Origin of the sequence: Streptomyces sp. NPDC086077, assembly GCF_040686175.1 — a bacterium.
GTDB lineage: Bacteria > Actinomycetota > Actinomycetes > Streptomycetales > Streptomycetaceae > Streptomyces.
In genome coordinates this window covers 22,266-40,378 of sequence record NZ_JBFBJT010000063.1, presented here as the reverse complement: position 1 = coordinate 40,378, position 18,113 = coordinate 22,266, and the positions used below count along the sequence as shown (strand labels likewise).

General features: G+C 72.4%; 17 protein-coding genes and 2 pseudogenes. 12 read left to right on the top strand and 7 right to left on the bottom strand.

Annotated elements, in window-relative coordinates; genetic code table 11:
- A pseudogene (locus AB0O67_RS19690) lies at positions 1-197 on the top strand (hypothetical protein); the annotation flags it as partial.
- Here the strand turns inward: AB0O67_RS19690 and AB0O67_RS19685 are convergent.
- Positions 142-999: a DUF4184 family protein gene (locus tag AB0O67_RS19685; protein ID WP_365451697.1), complete on the bottom strand. Its 858-nt coding sequence runs from the start codon at positions 997-999 to the stop codon at positions 142-144. The pseudogene AB0O67_RS19690 and the gene AB0O67_RS19685 sit on opposite strands and share 56 nt — an antisense overlap.
- Before the next feature lie 353 nt (positions 1,000-1,352).
- Between AB0O67_RS19685 and AB0O67_RS19680 the strand changes: the two genes are divergently transcribed.
- The 3 genes from AB0O67_RS19680 (at position 1,353) to AB0O67_RS19670 (ending at position 4,378) form a co-directional block, all read left to right on the top strand.
- Positions 1,353-3,083, top strand: coding sequence for a lytic transglycosylase domain-containing protein (locus AB0O67_RS19680; protein WP_365451695.1), 1,731 nt, complete (start codon positions 1,353-1,355; stop codon positions 3,081-3,083).
- A gap of 146 nt (positions 3,084-3,229) precedes the next feature.
- Positions 3,230-3,364, top strand: a complete 135-nt coding sequence (locus AB0O67_RS19675) for an SPW_0924 family protein (protein ID WP_365451693.1) — start codon at positions 3,230-3,232, stop codon at positions 3,362-3,364.
- A 21-nt stretch (positions 3,365-3,385) separates the two neighbouring features.
- A complete protein-coding gene (locus tag AB0O67_RS19670; protein ID WP_365451691.1) occupies positions 3,386-4,378 on the top strand; it encodes a DUF3068 domain-containing protein in 993 nt (330 codons plus the stop codon).
- Here AB0O67_RS19670 and hrpB read toward each other — a convergent pair.
- Together hrpB and AB0O67_RS19660 are read right to left on the bottom strand one after the other, a co-directional pair.
- Positions 4,368-6,884, bottom strand: coding sequence for an ATP-dependent helicase HrpB (gene hrpB, locus AB0O67_RS19665; RefSeq protein WP_365451689.1), 2,517 nt, complete (start codon positions 6,882-6,884; stop codon positions 4,368-4,370). The two genes, AB0O67_RS19670 and hrpB, sit on opposite strands and share 11 nt — an antisense overlap.
- A 65-nt stretch (positions 6,885-6,949) precedes the next feature.
- The gene (locus AB0O67_RS19660) at positions 6,950-7,810 is read right to left on the bottom strand and encodes a class I SAM-dependent methyltransferase (protein ID WP_365451687.1); all 861 of its coding nucleotides are present in this window, start codon (positions 7,808-7,810) and stop codon (positions 6,950-6,952) included.
- A 320-nt stretch (positions 7,811-8,130) separates the two neighbouring features.
- On the opposite strand from AB0O67_RS19660, the gene rpsA reads away from it, so the two are divergent.
- From rpsA to AB0O67_RS19640, 4 genes are all read left to right on the top strand, one after another.
- On the top strand, positions 8,131-9,627 hold the full coding sequence (gene rpsA, locus AB0O67_RS19655; RefSeq protein ID WP_015661187.1) for a 30S ribosomal protein S1: 1,497 nt from the start codon (positions 8,131-8,133) through the stop codon (positions 9,625-9,627).
- A 207-nt stretch (positions 9,628-9,834) separates the two neighbouring features.
- A complete protein-coding gene (locus tag AB0O67_RS19650; RefSeq protein ID WP_365451685.1) occupies positions 9,835-10,773 on the top strand; it encodes a PAC2 family protein in 939 nt (312 codons plus the stop codon).
- 207 nt (positions 10,774-10,980) lie between these two features.
- Positions 10,981-11,613 carry a dephospho-CoA kinase gene (gene coaE, locus AB0O67_RS19645; RefSeq protein ID WP_365451683.1) on the top strand — a complete coding sequence of 211 codons (633 nt, stop codon included), beginning with the start codon at positions 10,981-10,983 and terminating at the stop codon, positions 11,611-11,613.
- Positions 11,614-11,663: 50 nt separating this feature from the next.
- A complete protein-coding gene (locus tag AB0O67_RS19640; protein ID WP_365451681.1) occupies positions 11,664-12,044 on the top strand; it encodes a tetratricopeptide repeat protein in 381 nt (126 codons plus the stop codon).
- A 113-nt stretch (positions 12,045-12,157) separates the two neighbouring features.
- Here AB0O67_RS19640 and AB0O67_RS19635 read toward each other — a convergent pair whose 3' ends face one another.
- Entirely contained in the window at positions 12,158-12,460 is a 303-nt protein-coding gene (locus tag AB0O67_RS19635) for a DUF6343 family protein (protein WP_365451680.1), read from the bottom strand.
- Positions 12,461-12,602: 142 nt separating this feature from the next.
- Between AB0O67_RS19635 and AB0O67_RS19630 the strand changes: the two genes are divergently transcribed.
- Both AB0O67_RS19630 and AB0O67_RS19625 read left to right on the top strand, forming a co-directional pair.
- Complete coding sequence (locus tag AB0O67_RS19630) at positions 12,603-13,301, top strand: class I SAM-dependent methyltransferase (protein ID WP_365451679.1); 699 nt, start codon at positions 12,603-12,605, stop codon at positions 13,299-13,301.
- A gap of 98 nt (positions 13,302-13,399) precedes the next feature.
- Positions 13,400-13,882, top strand: coding sequence for a DoxX family protein (locus AB0O67_RS19625; protein WP_365451678.1), 483 nt, complete (start codon positions 13,400-13,402; stop codon positions 13,880-13,882).
- A gap of 281 nt (positions 13,883-14,163) precedes the next feature.
- Here the strand turns inward: AB0O67_RS19625 and AB0O67_RS19620 are convergent.
- Positions 14,164-14,838 (bottom strand): annotated as a pseudogene (locus AB0O67_RS19620) (RNA-binding S4 domain-containing protein).
- A gap of 534 nt (positions 14,839-15,372) precedes the next feature.
- On the opposite strand from AB0O67_RS19620, the gene AB0O67_RS19615 reads away from it, so the two are divergent.
- Together AB0O67_RS19615 and pip are read left to right on the top strand one after the other, a co-directional pair.
- Positions 15,373-16,176, top strand: coding sequence for a uracil-DNA glycosylase (locus AB0O67_RS19615; protein WP_365451701.1), 804 nt, complete (start codon positions 15,373-15,375; stop codon positions 16,174-16,176).
- 37 nt (positions 16,177-16,213) lie between these two features.
- Positions 16,214-17,176, top strand: a complete 963-nt coding sequence (gene pip, locus AB0O67_RS19610) for a prolyl aminopeptidase (RefSeq protein ID WP_365451676.1) — start codon at positions 16,214-16,216, stop codon at positions 17,174-17,176.
- A gap of 30 nt (positions 17,177-17,206) precedes the next feature.
- Here the strand turns inward: pip and AB0O67_RS19605 are convergent, their stop codons facing one another.
- Together AB0O67_RS19605 and AB0O67_RS19600 are read right to left on the bottom strand one after the other, a co-directional pair.
- Complete coding sequence (locus tag AB0O67_RS19605; RefSeq protein ID WP_365451674.1) at positions 17,207-17,656, bottom strand: GNAT family N-acetyltransferase; 450 nt, start codon at positions 17,654-17,656, stop codon at positions 17,207-17,209.
- Positions 17,653-18,066, bottom strand: a complete 414-nt coding sequence (locus AB0O67_RS19600) for a RidA family protein (RefSeq protein ID WP_365451672.1) — start codon at positions 18,064-18,066, stop codon at positions 17,653-17,655. Before AB0O67_RS19600 ends, AB0O67_RS19605 begins: the two co-directional genes overlap by 4 nt.
- Positions 18,067-18,113: the final 47 nt, after the last annotated feature.

Sequence of the window (18,113 nt, the reverse complement as noted above, 5' to 3'; positions counted from 1 at the left end):
GCGACACCGCCGCGTGGCGCCTGTGGGCGGATCTGGCCCGCAGCTACCTGGCCCTCTGCCTCACCCTGCTGCCCCGCGCCCCACGCCCGGCACGCACACTCACGGTGTTCGTCGCGCCGCTCCCCACCGTCGCCGGAGTGATCAAGCCTCCTGACGGCTCCGGTCCCGCTCCCTGCCGGCCTCTCCCGAATCGCTAGGCACGCGAGCAGGTCGCCACAGCCGCACGGCCACGGCGTACGCCGGCACGGCGAGCGCCAGCCCCGCCCCCGCGCCGAAACACAGCGTCGGGATCAGTTCCCAGGGCTTCGCCGACGACCCCCAGTACGCCCACCACCGCGCCGCCCGATGCGCCGCCGCGAGCACCGCACAGCCGCCGATCACGAGGCCGGCCAGCCACCGGTCCCGTACCGGCAGCACCGGGACCCCCACCGGCTCGGCCAGGGGCATCCGCCGTAGCGCGACAGCCACGAACACGGCGATCACGACCGCGGCCACCGCGGAACCGCCGTACTGCAGGTACCAGTACAGCGGCGAGCCCGCGACCTCCTGGCCCAGCACCGGAAACAGCCGCATCCCCCATCGGTCGAGATGCGTGAACGCGTCCCAGACGACGTGCGTCAGCACGCCGAGCACGGCGGACACGTACCACCGCGCCACCAGGGCGGGCCGTACGCGCGCGCGTGACGCGCCGCAGCGCAGCAGCGCGGCCACCCGGCGCTGCCGCCGGCGCGGAAGCAGCGCCACCAGTGGTTCGCGCACCAGCAACCACACCCACACCAGCGCCCAGGCGATGAGCACGTCGATCGTGAACACACCCGCGAAGGAATGCGTCACGTCGCCGAACTCCATCGCGCCGGACAGCACACTCGCCACGTAATAAGTCATGTCGGGCGCGAAGGACCCCGCGACGAGTACGGCCGGCACCAGGGGGCCACGGCCGGTCCCATCGGGACGGATTACGGGCAGCACGGCTGCCGCATGACTGAGGGTGAACGGCAACGGTGCTCCTCAGGGCGGACGTCGGCGTCCAGTATCGACGACCGGACGCGACGAACCCACGAACCCGGGGTGAGGCCAACGCCACAACGCCGTATGGCCAAGCGGTGAAAATCGGGCAGGAACGGGTGCCCGCGCGAACGAAGTTGCCGTAGGGTCGCGTGGGTTGACGTACCGGGCAGTGCGTGCAACCGCGACCGGGACGACACCAGTCTTGGAGCACCGGCGGGCAGCGTCAACGGGGCAGCTGCAAGAGAGCAGCCTCAACAGGACAGCTTCAACAGAACAGCGTCTACAGAGCAGTAGCAACAGGGTATATGCGGGCGACTCGGGCGCCCACGGGAGGGGTTCACTTCATGGCGGCGCATTTCGGCAGGAGGCTGCGCAAGGGCGCGACGAACACCGCCGTGGCCGCGGCTGTGGCGGCGGCACTGGTCGCCTCCCAGGCCCCGGGGGTCGAGACCGACGACGCCGGCAGACAGAGCACCACCGGGGCCCGGCCCTCGCCCGACACGCCCACAGAGGACGGCGCGACCGGTAACTCGCCGTACTACACGGACCTGCCGCCGCTGGAGAGCCCCAGCCCCGCGCCCACCGTGGGCCCCACCGCCGACCCGACCGTCACGGGCGACGCCGCCGCGGGCATACCCGCGACCGTCCTCGACGCCTACAAGAAGGCGGAGTCCGCCCTGGGCGAGGCCAAGCCCGGCTGCAACCTGCCCTGGGAACTCCTCGCCGCCATCGGCAAGGTCGAGTCGGGCCAGGCGGGCGGCGGCAACGTCAACGCCGCCGGCGACACGATCACCCCGATCCTCGGCCCCGCCCTGAACGGCGACGGCTTCGCGCACATCAGCGACACGGACAACGGCGCGTTCGACGGCGACAGCACGTACGACCGGGCCGTGGGCCCGATGCAGTTCATCCCCTCCACCTGGGCCTGGGCGGGCCGCGACGGCAACGGCGACGGGGCCGCGAACCCGAACAACATCTACGACGCCGCCCTCGCCGCCGGCCACTACCTGTGCCGCTTCGGCTGGGACCTCTCCGTCGAGGACGACCTGCGCCGCGCGATCCTCAGCTACAACAACTCCACGGACTACCTGAACACTGTCCTGTCCTGGCTGGAGTTCTACCGCAAGGGCACGCACGAGATCCCCGACGGCACCGGCGACCTGCCCGGGAGCCGCAGCGACGTCCGCGGCGGGGAGAGCCCGTCGCCGAAGCCGTCGCCGAAGCCGCCCCACAAGCCGCAGACCGGCTCGCCGAAGCCGCCGTCGGGCGGCAGCTCCACCCCGCCGGCGCCCAAGCCGCCGGTCACCCCGCCGGTCACCCCGCCGACCCCCACCGACACGGTGCACCACCTGGAGGACGGGGGCACCGCGCAGCTCACGACGATGGCGGGAGACGCGTTCGCCGAGCGGGTCAGCACCCGCGCGGAGAGCAAGGTGGGCAAGGGCGTCGCCAAGGTGCGGGTCCGCTTCACGATCGTGGGCGACACCGACGCCACCTTCACCGGCGGTGAGAAGGTCGCCACGGTCGTCACCGGCACCGCGGGCGTCGCCGTCGCGCCGGCGCTGAAGGCGGGTGAGAAGACCGGCTCGTTCACCGTGCGGGCCACCGTCGTGGGCCGTTCGATCACCGGCGTCGACTACACCGCGACCGTCACCGCCCGTGCCGCGGACGCCCTCGCCCGCACCGGCGACGCCCCGCTGACCTGCCCGGTGGGCGGCGAGTTCGCCGACCAGGTCGAGGTGAAGGCGACGTACCAGGGCGCCGCGGCGGACCGGGTGGCGGTCACCGCCACCCTCATCAAGTCGGTGCTCGACCCGGCCGAGAACGACAAGGGCCCGTACTTCAAGGACGCCGAGGGCAAGACCGTACGCACCCTCACGGGCCTGGAGACGGACGCGAACGGCCTGCTGAAGCTGCCCAAGCTGTACGCCGACGACAACGCCGGCTCGTACATGCTCCGCCTCACCGCCGAGGGCGGCGCGACGCTCAACGTGCTGCTGAACGTGACTGCGGCCGAGACGCCCTCGCCCACCCCGTCCGAGAGCACCGGCGAGTCGGCGGCCCCGGACGCGTAACCGCCCGGCCCCGGACACACGGCGGCGGCGCCCCCCGAAAAGGCTGGGCGCCGCCCCCGTGTGTGCGACGTGTTCTCATCTCGCCCGCTCGTTGCTACGGTGCCGGATCTGACGAAATATCAGCTCCAGCTCGCCCGGAGGCAGGCATGCGCGCCCTGATCGCCGCAGCGACCGGTCTCGCCGTCGCCGTCGCCCTGGTGCTCACGATCACGGCCATGGGTGCGCCGACCGGCGCGACGTCCCCGAGACCGCTGCTGACGACGGTGCCGGCACACCCGTGACCCCCGCGGAGGGAGACCGAGATGCGCCGCAGGACCAGCCTCGTACTGCTAGCGCTCGCCGTGTTCTTCGCGGCGCTGTCCCCACTGCTGCGCTGGTACGCCTTCCCGCGCCTGGCCAAGATCCCGCCGAACCAGTACCAGGACATGGTCCTCGAAGCGAAGGACGCCACCCTCCTCGACTACGGCACCATGCGGGCCCGCAAGGTCCCCAAGGTGACCATCGTGCAGACCCTCAAGGGTAACGTGGAGGCCTCCGAGCGGATCGAACGGACGGCGGGACGGGACGTCGTCGTCTGGGACGGCCTGTCCTACGTCCAGGGCCCCGACGGCAAGATGGTCTCCAGGATCCCCGAGCGGTACATCTTCGACGCGCACACCCAGGAACCCGTCCACGCCACCGGCGAGATGGTCGACGGCGACCCCGTCCGGCGTGAGGGCATCGAGTTCAAATGGCCGTTCCTGACGGAGAAACGGAACTACGAGTACTTCGACGCACAGGCGCGCGTCACCGCACCCATCCACTACAAAGGCACACAGACCTTCCGCGGCGTCGAGGTCTACTACTTCGAGCAGACGATCCCGTGGACGAAAGTCCCGTTCCCCAAGGCCATGCCCGTGGCGGGCATCACGCCCGAGTCCGTCGCCGCGACGGGCACGACACGCTGGTACACCACGGTCCGCAAGTTCTGGGTGGAACCACTGACCGGCGCCCCCGTCTACGGCGAGGAGATCCACAAGGAGGAACTCCGCGGCGGCACCCTGCTCGGCGACCGTGACAGGGTCACGGCGTTCGCCGGACATGTGAAGATGCGCGAGGACTACATCGACCACACGGTCGACCTGGTCGACTCCCACCGCACCCTCGTCCTGCTGCTGACCTCGTACCTGCCCTGGGGCTTCCTGACGCTCGGCGTCCTCCTGCTCGCCCTCGCCCTCTACCTGGAGGCCCGTGGCCGCCGCCCCGGCGACCCGGCCCCCGGGCGGACGACGGAACCGGAACCGGTCAGCGCCTGAGCCGCGCGCTGGTGTGCCGGGTCGGCTCGGCCATGGCCGGGTCCTCGGGCCAGGGATGCCTGGGGTAGCGGCCGCGCAGCTCCGCCCGTACGCCCTTGTAGCCGTCCCGCCAGAAGGAGGCCAGGTCGGCGGTGACCGCGGCGGGACGGCCGGCGGGGGAGAGCAGATGCACGAGCACGGGAACCCCCGCGAGGGCGGGCGACTCCTGGAGCCCGAACATCTCCTGCAACTTCACGGCCAGGACGGGCCGTTCGGGATCCCCGTAGTCCACCCGGATCCTGGACCCACTCGGTACGGTGATCCGCTCGGGGGCGAGCTCGTCGAGCCGCGCCGCCTCCCCGGAGGCCCAGGGCAGCAACCGGCCCAGCGCCTGCCCGGCATCGATCCGCGCCAGATCACCCCGCCGCCGCACGCGGCTCAGCTCGGGCTCCAGCCACTCCTCCACGCGCGCGTGCAGCGCCCCGTCGGACACGTCCGGCCACGGCTCCCCGAGCCGCGCCCGCAGAAAGCCGAGCCGCAGGCGCAGCACCTCCGCCTCCGGCGACCACCGCAACAGCCCGAACCCTTCCCGCCGCAACCCGTCCACCAGCGCATCCCGTACGAGGCCGGGGGGCGCGTCGGACAGCGGCCGCACCGCCAGCTCGACCGCCCCGAGCCGCTCGACCCGCCGCGCGATGACATCGCCGTCGGCCCAGTGGACCTCCTGCGCGTCGGTGCGGAAGGCCCCCGCGGCCAGCCCGGCGACCTCCTCGTCCACCTCGGCGGCGAGCCGCACACGCGCGTGCCCCTTGCCGAGAGGGCGGTCGGCCACGGCGACGGCGAGCCAGGGCGCCCCCCGCAGCGGTGAGGCCTCCCCGACCTCGGCCCGGGTCCCGGAGACCATGAGGTACGACCCACCGTCGGCCCTGGCGACCCGCTCGGGGAAGGCGAGCGCGGCGACGACGCCGACGGCCTCCACGTCCACGTCCACCGACCGGCGACGACGGGCGGGCGCGTCGGCGGACTCCCCCAGGAGGGCCCGCAGCCGCCGGACCTCGGCACGCCACCGGCCGGCGTAGGCGTCACCGCCGCGCCGCGCCGCCCGCAAGGCCGCGGCGAGATCGTCCCCGTACTCCCGAGGGGGCTCCTCACTGAGCAGGGCGACGACCTCCGCCGACCGCTCGGCCCCGACGTACGCGGCCGCGTCGAGCAGGGCCCGCCCCAACCGGGGATGCAACCCCAGCCGCGCCAGCCGCGCCCCCCGCTCCGTCGCCCGGCCGTCGGGGTCGACAGCCCCCACAGCCCGCAGAACGCCCCGCGCCGCCGCCATGGCCCCACCGGGCGGCGGATCCAGCAACGCCAGCCCGGACGCCTCCGGATCCCCCCAGCAGGCCGCCTGCAGGGCGAACGCCGTCAGGTCGGCCACCTGGATCTCCGGCGCCGGGAACCGCGTCAGACGCGCGTCCTCGGCCTCCGCCCAGCACCGGTACACGGCCCCCGGCGCCTCGCGCCCGGCCCGCCCTGCCCGCTGCCGCCCGGACGCCTGCGAGGCCCGTACCGTCGTCAGCGCGCTCAGCCCGCGCGCGTGGTCCACCCGCGGCTCACGAGCGAGCCCCGAGTCGACGACCACACGCACCCCGGGGACCGTCAGGGACGACTCGGCCACCGCCGTCGCCAGCACCACGCGGCGCCGCGCCCCCGCAGACAGCACCGCGTCCTGCACGGCCGCCGGCGCCCGCCCGTGCACCTGGAGCACATCGACGTCCCCCAGGTCCCCGAGCTGCCCGGCGACCCTCGCGATCTCCCCGACCCCCGGCAGAAAGCACAGCACGTCCCCCGCCCGCTCGGCCAGCGCCCGTCGCACCACCGACGCCACATGGCCGAGCAGCGCCGGATCGACGCGCATCCCATGCGGCGGCCGCACGGGACGCGCCGGCGGCGCCCACACCACCTCGACCGGGTACGAGGCGCCCTGGGCCGCGACCACGGGAGCCTCGCCGAGCAGCCGTGCCCAGCCCTCCGCGTCGGTCGTCGCCGACGCGGCCACCAGCCGCAGCTCGGGCCGCAGCGCCTCCCGTACGTCCCACAGGAACGCCGCCGCCGTGTCCGCGTCCAGATGCCGCTCGTGGCACTCGTCGAGGATCACCACGTCGACGCCCCTCAGCTCCTGGTCCCTCTGGAGCCGCTGCAGCAGCACCCCGGTCGTGACCACCTCCACGCGCGTGTGTCGCCCGACGACCCGTTCCCCGCGCACGGTGTGGCCGACGCTCTCGCCGACCTGCTCGCCCAGCAGCCAGGCCATCCGGCGGGCCGCCGCCCGTGCCGCGATCCGCCGCGGCTCGGCCACGACCACCCGCCGGGCCGGCCCCTCGCCGAGCAGCCCCGCCAGCGCGAGCGGCACCAGCGTCGTCTTGCCGGTGCCCGGCGGCGCGACGAGGACGGCCGTGCCGTGCCCGTCGAGGGCCTCGCGCAGCGCGGGCAGAGCGGTACGTACGGGCAGCGCGTCCAGTGCGTCGTAACGGATCACGCACCCTAGTGTCGTACGGCCGCGAAGCCGCCCCTTACGCGCGCGTGCGCTTGATGGGGAGGGGCTCAGTCCCGCTCGCACACGAAGATCGCCGTACCGGGGATCAGGTTCCCGCGCAGCGGCGACCAGCCACCCCACTCGGCGGTGTTCCAGGCCGGCCACTGCGGCTCCACCAGGTCCACGAGCCGGAACCCGGACGCCACGACGTCCCGGACACGGTCACCGAGCGTCCTGTGGTGCTCGACGTACACTGCCCGGCCGTGTTCGTCCTGCTCCACGTAGGGCGTGCGGTCGAAGTACGAACCCGAGACGCTCAGACCCTCGGGGCCGGGCTCGTCCGGGAACGCCCAGCGGATCGGATGCGTCACCGAGAACACGAAGCGACCACCCGGCCGCAGGGTCCGCCGCACCTCCCGCAGCACCATCCCGGGATCCGCCACGAAGGGCAGCGCCCCGTACGCCGAGCACGCGAGGTCGAAGGAGGCGTCCGCGAAGGGCAGGGCGGCCGCGTCGGCGCACACCAGAGGGAACGCCCCGCCGATGCGCAGCGCGTGCTGCAGTTGGCGGTGGGAGACGTCCAGGGCCACCGGATGGGCACCCTGCGCCGCCAGCCAGCGCGCGCACTGGGCCGCGCCGGCGCCGATCTCCAGGACGTGCTTGCCCTTCAGCTCCTCCGGCGGGCCGAGCAGCTCCGCCTCCACTTCGTCTAGGCCCTCGGGACCCCACACGAATCGGTCGTCACCGAGGAACGTGCCGTGCTCGGTCTGGTACTCGTCCGCGTTGCGGTCCCACCAGCCCCGGTTGGCACGGGCGCTCTCCGTGACATCCGCGGTACGCCGGGTGGCTTCCGGCTCGAACGCTTCCGGCTCTTGGATGATCGGCTCCCTCGTCGTAATCTGCCGTCCAACCCGTCCCGGGGGTGTCACTGGAGGGGCGCCTCACGGCCCGCGTGGCCTCAGGAGACAGGTTTTGTGCCGGGTATGGGGTGATCCGCCCCGGGTGTGCGCCTTCGCGCATTGACCCTGTCCGGCTGCCCCCGTATGCTACAAGTTGCGCTGCGGGCCTGCGCACCTCAGACGTAGCAGGCTGCGCTCGCATCTGTTGTATGTCCCCTCGGTTGTCGAGGCGTCATCACCGGTTACTGGTGAGGCGCTTCCTTGGCTGTCCGGCTTCTGCAGAGGCGAAACGGGCTCCCGGCGTAAGCAGTACCTACGACTTCAATGTCCGTACCGGAGCCCTTTCCCACATGACGAGCAGCACCGAGACCACCGCCACCACCCCGCAGGTAGCGGTCAACGACATCGGTAACGAGGAAGCCTTCCTCGCCGCGATCGACGAGACGATCAAGTACTTCAACGACGGCGACATCGTCGACGGCGTCATCGTGAAGGTCGACCGGGACGAGGTCCTGCTCGACATCGGTTACAAGACCGAAGGCGTTATCCCGAGCCGCGAGCTCTCGATCAAGCACGACGTCGACCCCAACGAGGTCGTCGCCGTCGGTGACGAGATCGAGGCCCTTGTTCTCCAGAAGGAGGACAAGGAAGGCCGCCTGATCCTCTCGAAGAAGCGCGCCCAGTACGAGCGTGCCTGGGGCACCATCGAGAAGATCAAGGAAGAGGACGGGATCGTCACCGGTACCGTCATCGAGGTCGTCAAGGGTGGTCTCATCCTCGACATCGGCCTCCGCGGCTTCCTCCCGGCCTCCCTGGTCGAGATGCGCCGTGTTCGCGACCTCCAGCCCTACGTGGGCAAGGAGCTCGAGGCCAAGATCATCGAGCTGGACAAGAACCGCAACAACGTGGTCCTGTCCCGCCGTGCCTGGCTGGAGCAGACCCAGTCCGAGGTCCGCCAGACGTTCCTCACGACCCTCCAGAAGGGTCAGGTCCGTTCCGGCGTCGTCTCCTCGATCGTCAACTTCGGTGCCTTCGTGGACCTGGGTGGCGTCGACGGTCTGGTCCACGTGTCCGAGCTGTCCTGGAAGCACATCGACCACCCCTCCGAGGTTGTCGAGGTCGGCCAGGAAGTCACCGTCGAGGTCCTCGACGTCGACATGGACCGCGAGCGCGTCTCCCTGTCGCTGAAGGCGACCCAGGAAGACCCGTGGCAGCAGTTCGCCCGCACCCACCAGATCGGCCAGGTCGTGCCCGGTAAGGTCACGAAGCTGGTTCCGTTCGGTGCGTTCGTCCGCGTGGACGAGGGCATCGAGGGTCTGGTCCACATCTCCGAGCTGGCCGAGCGCCACGTGGAGATCCCGGAGCAGGTCGTCCAGGTCAACGACGAGATCTTCGTCAAGGTCATCGACATCGACCTCGAGCGCCGCCGCATCAGCCTCTCGCTGAAGCAGGCCAACGAGTCCTTCGGTGCCGACCCGGCCTCGGTCGAGTTCGACCCGACCCTGTACGGCATGGCCGCGTCGTACGACGACCAGGGCAACTACATCTACCCCGAGGGCTTCGACCCCGAGACCAACGACTGGCTCGAGGGCTACGAGAAGCAGCGTGAGGAGTGGGAGCGCCAGTACGCCGAGGCGCAGACCCGCTTCGAGCAGCACCAGCAGCAGGTCATCAAGTCCCGCGAGGCCGACGCCGCTGCCGCGGCCGAGGGCGGCGACGCGGCGGGTGCGGCTCCGGCCGCGTCCGGCGGTTCGTACTCCTCCGAGGGCCCGGACAACTCCGGTGCGCTGGCCTCGGACGAGGCGCTTGCCGCGCTGCGCGAGAAGCTGGCGGGCGGCCAGAGCTGAACGCTCACCGCTGAGGCCTAGCCGATAGCCAAGGGGCCCGTACCTTCGTGGTGCGGGCCCCTTGGTGTGTCTGCGGCGAGCCGGGAAATCGGCCCTACCTCCGACGTGTTCGCCGGCTCCGTCACGAGCCGATCTTGGGATGCCGGGCGGGAATGCCCGTCCTGCGGGCGGCGTTGTCGAGTACGGACACGAGGAGGAGCGGTCACTGTGCTTGATCCGCAGGGTTTGTACACGTGGGAGCCGAAGGGGCTGGCCGTCGTCGACATGGCGCTCGCCCAGGAGTCGGCCGGACTTGTCATGCTCTATCACTTCGACGGATACATCGACGCGGGCGAGACCGGCGACCAGATCGTCGACCGGCTCCTCGACGCGTTGCCCCATCAGGTGGTCGCCCGTTTCGACCACGACCGGCTCGTCGACTACCGCGCCCGCCGCCCGCTGCTGACCTTCAAGCGCGACCGCTACACGGACTACGAGGAGCCCACGCTCGCCGTGCGGCTCGTCCAGGACACCACCGGGGCACCCTTCCTGCTGCTGTCCGGCCCCGAGCCGGACGTGGAGTGGGAGCGCTTCGCCGCGGCCGTGGACCAGATCGCGGAGCGCCTCGGCGTCCGCCTCGCCGTCAACTTCCAAGGCATCCCCATGGGCGTCCCGCACACCCGCCCGGTCGGCCTCACCCCGCACGGCAACCGCACCGACCTCGTGCCGGGCTACCGCAGCCCCTTCGACGAGGCCCAGGTGCCCGGCAGCGCCGAGTCCCTCGTCGAGTACCGCCTCATGGAGGCCGGGCACGACGTCCTGGGCGTCGCCGCGCACGTCCCGCACTACATCGCCCGCTCCGCCTACCCGGACGCGGCGCTGACCGTCCTGGAGGCCATCACGGCCGCCACGGGGCTGGTGCTGCCCGGCATCGCGCACTCCCTGCGCACGGACGCCCATCGCACCCAGTCGGAGATCGACCGGCAGATCCAGGAGGGCGACGAGGAACTCACCGCTCTCGTGCAAGGGCTCGAGCACCAGTACGACGCCGTCGCGGGCGCCGAGAGCCGCGGCAACATGCTCGCCGAGCCGGTGGAGATTCCGTCAGCCGACGAGATCGGGCAGGAGTTCGAGCGGTTCCTGGCGGAGCGTGAAGGGGAGAGCTGAGGGCGGCCGGGTGGTCGGGTCGGATCGGGGCAGAGGCGGGTGGCCGGGTCGGGGCGTACGCGGGTGGCGGGGTGGGCCCGGTGGTCGGGTGGCCTGGGGGTGCGGGCGGTCCGCGTGGCTCGGGGGGCCGGACGAGTCGGCCGGGGGCCGTGCCGTCGTCCGTTTCCGCTCGGTGCCTCGTCACCTGCAGGGCCTAAGCTTCCGCTCATGTTGAAGGTGGGCCTGACCGGCGGGATCGGCGCCGGCAAGAGCGAGGTGTCGCGGCTGCTCGTCGAGTGCGGGGCCGTGCTGATCGACGCGGACCGCATCGCGCGCGAGGTGGTCGCGCCCGGCACTCCCGGCCTGGCCGCCGTGGTGGAGGCCTTCGGCGAGGAGGTGCTCGCACCGGACGGCGGCCTGGACCGGCCGAGGCTCGGCTCGATCGTCTTCGCCGACCCGGAGAAGCTGGCCGTCCTGAACTCGATCGTGCACCCCTTGGTGGGTGCCCGCTCCGGCGAGCTGGAGGCCGCGGCGGCCGAGGACGCCGTGGTCGTCCACGACGTACCGCTCCTCACCGAGAACGGCCTGGCGCCGCTGTACGACCTCGTGATCGTCGTGGACGCCGGCCCCGAGACCCAGCTCGACCGGCTCGTACGGCTGCGGGGCATGACCGAGGAGGACGCACGCGCGCGTATGGCCGCCCAGGCGACGCGCGAGAAGCGCCTCCAGATCGCGGACATCGTGATCGACAACGACGTGCCGCTGCCGGAGCTGCAGGGGCGCGTGAAGGAGGTGTGGGCGGAGCTGGTGCGCCGGGCGCACGCGCCTCGGCGTTCGTCCCAGGAAGGGTCCCGGGAATAGCGGCTACGGGAGCGGGCGTTGGAACGAGGCAGTAAGGGAAGGACTCTGCCGTGCCCGAGACCAGCGGTTCGACCGGACGTTCGCCGGAGACCCATGTCATCGACTACCGCGCCGCCGAGCAACTGCTCGCCGCGCGCGATCCCCGAGGCGCGGTGAAGCTGCTCGACCCCGTCATCGCCGCCCACCCCGAGAACACGGCGGCCCGGCTGCTGCGGGCGCGTGCGTTCTTCGCCGCCGCGCAACTGCGGCCCGCGGAGCTGGAGTTCACGATCGTTCTGGAGCGGGAGCCGGACAACGCGTTCGCGCATTTCGCGCTCGCCCGCACCTATGAGCGGCAGGGCCGGCCTGACCAGGCCACACGGCATTTCCGGCTGGCGGCCGCGCTGGATCCGAACCCGGAGTACCTGAAGGCGGCGCGGTTCGACGGGTGAGCCGTCCGAGGTGGCTGAGGCGTCCGATCCGCCTGGGGTGAGCCGTCCGAGGCGGCTGGGGCGTCCGATCCGCCTGCGGACGGCGCCGTTCGACCGGTGAGCCGCAGCGCGGGCTACGGAGTGTGGTCGTCCGGGGGCCGGTAGGGTGCGCGGTTCTCCACCGGCCGGTACGGCGGGACGTCCCGGCCCGGCTGGAAGTGCGGGCCCTGGCGGATGTGGCGCACGATGACGGCCAGGTCGACGGTGATCACCAGCCACAGCACGCCACAGGCGATCGCCCAGCCCGGTCGGCCGACCAGCATGAAGGCGATCGTGCCGAAGATCGCCCAGGCCACTCCCCACACGCTCAGCCAGAACCGCGCCCGCAGCGCACTGCGCGCGGTCATCGGCTCACTGCCCGTACGCATCCCGATCATCACTCCTCACTCGCAACGTACTCTCCGGCCCGGCCGTTCTCCAGGTGCGGGGCTCGGGCCCGTGCGGCCGGGTGCAATCACTCGAACGGGTGAAGTGCGGGCGGGTGGGAACGGCTGTGCGGGCGCGCGCCGTTGGGCGGGCATGGAGCTGAAAATGCGAGCGGGACATCAGGGGACGGGGCCGGGGGCGATCACGCCGGACGGCTGCGCGGTCGAGCTCTACTCAAGGCTTCCGGTGAGGGACGAGCCGGAGGTCATCGCCGGCGCGGTGCCGGCCGGGGCGCACATTCTGGAGCTGGGCAGCGGGGTCGGCCGGATGACGCACCCGCTGCTGGAGCGGGGCTACACGGTCACGGCGGTGGACGAGTCCCCGGACATGCTGGAGCGCGTCCGCGGAGCGCGCACGATATGCAGTCCCATCGAGAAGCTCGACCTGGGGGAGCGGTTCGACGCGGTGCTGCTGGCGTCGTTCCTCGTGCACACCGGTGACGAGGAGGTGCGGCGCGGCCTGCTGCGGACGGGCGTGCGGCACCTGGCGGACGGCGGTTGTGTGCTGATCCAGCGGGAGGGCGAGGATTACCACACGAACGTGCCGCGCGAGCGGGTCGACCCGAGTGGCTTCACCGTGCGGATCGTCTCCTCGAAACCGGTCGGCGACGGCACGAACTCGGTGCGCGCGGAGTACGACTTCCCGGACGCGGCATGGACACAGACGTTCCGGGCCCGGCCGCTGACCAAGGGGGAGTTCGAGGCCGCGCTGGGGGAGGTGGGCCTGGGAGTGGACGCGTACCTGACGGAGGATCGGGTGTGGGTGAAGGCCGTGCTGGTGGAAGAGGGCTGAACTGGGGAGCGCAATTCCGGCCGGAGGCGACGAGTTCCCGACCTGCGGCGGGTCTGTCTCTGTGACAGCAACGCATACCGCTTCACACAGGAGACCCCATGTCCGAGACCACCGCATCCGTAGCCTCCGTAGCGTCCAACGCATCCGTCTCGCCCGCTCCCTCGCCCGTCGTGACGGCCGAGTCCGCGACCGCTCGGGGCCGCCGGGCCCGTATCGCCCTTCGGGCCCTACAGGTTGTCCTCGCGCTCTTCTACGCCGTCGCCAGCGCGTTGCCCAAGCTGATCGCGCACTCCTCGGCCACGGAGACCTTCGCCGACATGGGCTGGGGCAACGCGGGGATGTACAGCGTCGGCGTCCTCGAACTGGCAGGTGCTGTCGCCCTGTTGGTGCGGCCGCTCCAGTCCGTCGCCGCGATGTCGCTGGGCGCGCTGATGGTGGGTGCGTTCGTCACGCAGCTCACGGTGTTCGACGGGCAGAACGCGGCAACACCGGTGATCCTGCTGGTGCCGCTCGCCCTGATCACCTGGGCACGGCGGGGCCAGAACACGGAGCTGCTGCGGATGCTGCGGCGACGGGCGTGACGGACGGTGCGCCCGGCGTGGCCGACCGTGCGGCGGCAGGGGGTATGGCGGGCTGGGAGGGTGCGGCGGCAGGGGGTATGGCGGGCGGGAGCGAGCGGCGGCACGGGCTCTGGCGGGCGGGGAGCGTACGGCGGCGGGGGCGATCGGTGGATGACACCGGCCGTCACCGCACGGCCGTGACAGCGCGTCGCACCGCTCCGCTGTACCTCCGCCGCCGGGGCTCCGCCGCTGGGCCTCCGGCCGGGCCCCGCCGCCGAGCCCCCTCCGCCCTGCCTTCTCCGCTATGTCCGCAGGTCAGCGCCTCCGGTGCGGCCACCCCGGCCACCCGGCTGGCCGAAGCCGCCACCCGGGCCTCCGGGCCCACCCGTCCCGCCGAGCCCACCGAGTCCGCTTGGGCCTCAGAGCCCGACCGAGCCTCCCCTGCCGACCGAGCCTCCCCTGCCGCCCGGACTTCCCTTTCCGCCCGGACTTCCCTGTCCGCCCGGCGCACCTCGGCCGCCAGCACCTCCAAGTCCACCTGAACCACCCGGAGCACCCGGACCACCCGGACCCGCCGGGCCGCCGAGGCCGCGCAGGCGCTCCAGTTCGCGGCGGTCGCGCTTGGTCGGGCGGCCCGTGCCGCGGTCACGGATGCCGGCCGGGGCGAGGAGGTCCCTGGGCGGACGCGGTGGGCTGTTGTCGATGTAGCACTCGACGGCCACGGGGGCGCCGACCCGCTTGCGGATCAGCCGCTTGACGACGACGACACGCTCCCAGCCCTCCTGCCGGAGCCGTACCTCGTCTCCCACGCGTACGGCGTGGGCGGGCTTGACCCGTTCGCCGTTCAGCCGCACGTGGCCGCCACGGCAGGCCGTGGCGCCCTGGGAGCGGGTCTTGACCAGCCGTACGGACCAGATCCAGCTGTCGATGCGGACGCTCTCGCCGTTCGCCGGACCGGCCGCCTCGGCGGCGGCGATCGCGGCGGCTGTGGCGGCGGCCTTCGGGTCGTCGGCGCCGGGGTGCTCGGTCCCGGCGGCGTCGCCACTCTGATCCCCTGGGGCGCCCTGATCCCCTGGGGCGCCCTGGTCCTCGGGGGCGGCGGCAGGGTCGTCCGGCTGCGGGGCGTCGGCGGACGGTGTGGGAACGGACGGGGCGGAGGAGCCGGTCGTCCCTCGTACCGCCTCGGCCTCTCGGGTCCGGGGTGTCTCGAGAGCACGTTCGTCGGCCGGGGGCGCGGTGCGGTCCGGGGAGTACCGGCTGGTCCCGCCGCTGCCCGCCTCGTCCATGCGATCGGAAGCCATGCCCTTGACCTTAGCCCGCCGGGCCCGGTGCGCTGGGGCGCTTTTCCTCCAGCTCGGGTCCGGGCCGGCCACCGTTGCGGTCGCCGCAGGCCGGGGGCGCGGATCTACGGTGGACGCATGGACAGCAGCGCCCCTGCCGGTCTCACCGGCCTCGATCAGCGGATCGCGGGCTGCCGGGCCTGCCCTCGGCTGGTCGCCTGGCGCGAGGAGGTGGCCCGTACCAAGCGCGCCGCCTTCGCCGACTGGACGTACTGGGGGCGGCCGGTGCCGGGCTTCGGCCCGCCGGACGCCCGGCTGCTGATCGTGGGCCTTGCTCCGGCGGCGCACGGCGGCAACCGCACCGGCCGGATGTTCACCGGTGATCGGTCGGGCGACGTGCTGTACGAGGCGCTGTACGACGTGGGGCTCGCCTCCCGGCCCACGGCGGTGACGGCCGACGACGGCCTGGAGCTGTACGGCGTCCGCGTCACCTCGCCCGTGCACTGCGCGCCGCCCGCCAACAAGCCCACGCCGGCGGAGCGCGACACCTGCCGACCCTGGCTCGTCCAGGAACTGGGGCTGCTGCGGCCGACGTTGCGGGCGGTGGTCGTACTCGGCGCCTTCGGGTGGCAGGCGGCGTTGCCGGCGTTCGCGGCGGCGGGCTGGACGGTGCCGCGACCGAGGCCCGCCTTTGCGCACGGGGCACGGGTGAGGCTCGCCGCGCCGGCCGATCCGAGCGCAACCGCCGACCCGAGCGCATCCCCCAAACTCAGCGCATCCGCCGATCTCACCGCACCCCCCCGCTCCAACGCCCCCACCGACACTCCACCCCACACCCCACCCCACACCCCACCTCCCACCCACACCCCACCTCCCACCCACACCCCACCCCTCCACCAACTGCCCGCCCTCGACCTCTTCGGCTGCTTCCACGTCAGTCAGCGCAACACCTTCACCGGCCGGCTCACCCCGGAGATGCTGCGGGACGTGCTGCGCGAGGCGGGGCGTACGGCGGGGCTGGCGGTGCGAAATTGACCGGACGGGGCCGTCGTGGCGGGGCTACGGTGCTCCGATGAGTCTCTACGCGGAGATCGAGCCGTACGACCACGGCATGCTCGACGTCGGCGACGGCAACCGTGTCCACTGGGAGACCTGCGGCAACCCGGACGGCAAGCCCGCGGTGATGCTGCACGGAGGGCCCGGCACCGGATGCTCCCCGAATTTCCGGCGCTACTTCGACCCCGCGGCGTACCGGATCGTGCTGCTGGACCAGCGGGGGTGCGGGCGTTCGACGCCGAGGGCCAGTGCGTACGACACCGACATGAGCGTCAACACGACGGATCGTCTCCTCGCCGATCTGGAGCTGTTGCGGCGGCATCTCGGGATCGAGCGGTGGCTCGTCTGGGGTGTGTCGTGGGGGTCGGTGCTGGGGCTGCGCTATGCGCAGACGCACCCCGGCGCGGTGTCCGAGCTGGTGCTGACCGGGGTGGCGACGGGGTCCAGCGCCGAGGTGGCGCTGTTGACCCGGGGGCTCGGCAAGCTCTTCCCGGAGGCCTTCGAACGGTTCGTCGGCGAACTGCCCGAAGGTGATCGCGAAGGCAACCTCGCCGCCGCCTACAATCGGCTGCTCGAGTCCCCGGACGCGGGGGTGCGGGAGCGGGCAGCCCGGGCGTGGACGGACTGGGAGACGGCGTGCGTTCCCGCGCCGCCGCGCTCCGTGCCGCGTTACGAGGACCCGGTGTTCCGCATGGGCTTCGCGCGTACGGTCACGCACTACTGGGGCAACGACCACTTCCTGGGCGGGGGCGACGACGGGGGAGTGGTGCTCCGCGACGCGCATCTGCTGAAGAGCATCCCCGGCGTCCTCGTCCAGGGCGGCCTGGACCTCGGCAACCTCCTCGGCACCGTCTGGCGCCTGCACCACGCCTGGCCCGGCAGTGAGTTGGTGGTGGTCGACGAGGCCGGACACAACGCGGGTGCGCCGGGGATCACCGAGGTGCTGGTCGCGGCGACGGACCGGTACGCGAGTCGCTGAGCTGCGCCGGCCTGCGCGGTGGGCGGCTGCTCAGGGCCGCCACTCGTACCGGACGTCCGGCTCCCCTTCCTCGTTGCCGCTGCCGTCGGTGCGCTCGACCGCGACGAAGCCATGGCGTTCGTAGAAGCGGTGGGCCGGGGTGTTGACCTGGAAGGTCCACAGGGTCATGCCGTGTGGCCGGCGCTGCCGGGCGAGGTCCAGTAAGCGGTCCCCGACGCCCCGGCCGCGCCAGTCCGGATCGAGGTAGAGCTGGGAGAGCTCGTCACCGTGGAGCACCATGACGCCGATCAGACCCTGTGTGGTCTCGGCGACCCAGGTCTCCCGCAGCGGCACCACCACGTCCCGGAAGTAGTCCCGCACCTCGTCGTCGGAGCGCGGCCGGACGACCGTCGGCAACGCGGCGGCGAACGACCGCAGCCAGACGTCCGCCGCGGCCCCGGCATCCGCCGCCACGGCGCGGCGGAGAGCGACCCGGCTCACGCTCGAGAACCGTCGGGGACGACGGCGGTGGCCGTGATCTCCACCAACTGCCCCGTGTACCCGAGGCAGGCCACCCCGAGGAGCGTCGACGAGTGCGGACCGGTGCTCAGCCCGGACGCCTCGACGACCTCCCACACGGCGGACAGCACCGCGGGTTCGCTGCTCACGACGTACACCTCGGTTGCCAGCAGGTGCGCCAAGTCGCTGCCCACGGCACGTAGTTGCTCCACCAGATTGGCGACCACCTGCTCGGCCTGCCGCACGGGATCCCCCTCCCCGACAAGCTTTCCGTCGGCGTCGAGCGGCACGGATCCGGCCAGGAAGGCGAGCTTCGTGCCGGCCTCGACGACGGAGGCGTGCGAGTAGGTGGGAGGAGGGAAGAGGGAGGGGACGGTGACGCGCTTGATCATGGGCTCGCTCCTGACGTCGACGGCGGGGCGTACGGGCGTGTCGCTGC

Bases quoted from the DNA above. Each gene is read 5' to 3' on its own strand.
- AB0O67_RS19680 (WP_365451695.1), top strand. From the start codon at position 1,353: ATGGCGGCGCATTTCGGCAGGAGGCTGCGCAAGGGCGCGACGAACACC.
- AB0O67_RS19675 (WP_365451693.1), top strand. From the start codon at position 3,230: ATGCGCGCCCTGATCGCCGCAGCGACCGGTCTCGCCGTCGCCGTCGCC.
- AB0O67_RS19670 (WP_365451691.1), top strand. From the start codon at position 3,386: ATGCGCCGCAGGACCAGCCTCGTACTGCTAGCGCTCGCCGTGTTCTTC.
- rpsA (WP_015661187.1), top strand. From the start codon at position 8,131: ATGACGAGCAGCACCGAGACCACCGCCACCACCCCGCAGGTAGCGGTC.
- coaE (WP_365451683.1), top strand. From the start codon at position 10,981: ATGTTGAAGGTGGGCCTGACCGGCGGGATCGGCGCCGGCAAGAGCGAG.
- AB0O67_RS19635 (WP_365451680.1), bottom strand. From the start codon at position 12,460: ATGATCGGGATGCGTACGGGCAGTGAGCCGATGACCGCGCGCAGTGCG.
- AB0O67_RS19630 (WP_365451679.1), top strand. From the start codon at position 12,603: ATGGAGCTGAAAATGCGAGCGGGACATCAGGGGACGGGGCCGGGGGCG.
- AB0O67_RS19625 (WP_365451678.1), top strand. From the start codon at position 13,400: ATGTCCGAGACCACCGCATCCGTAGCCTCCGTAGCGTCCAACGCATCC.
- pip (WP_365451676.1), top strand. From the start codon at position 16,214: ATGAGTCTCTACGCGGAGATCGAGCCGTACGACCACGGCATGCTCGAC.
- AB0O67_RS19600 (WP_365451672.1), bottom strand. From the start codon at position 18,066: ATGATCAAGCGCGTCACCGTCCCCTCCCTCTTCCCTCCTCCCACCTAC.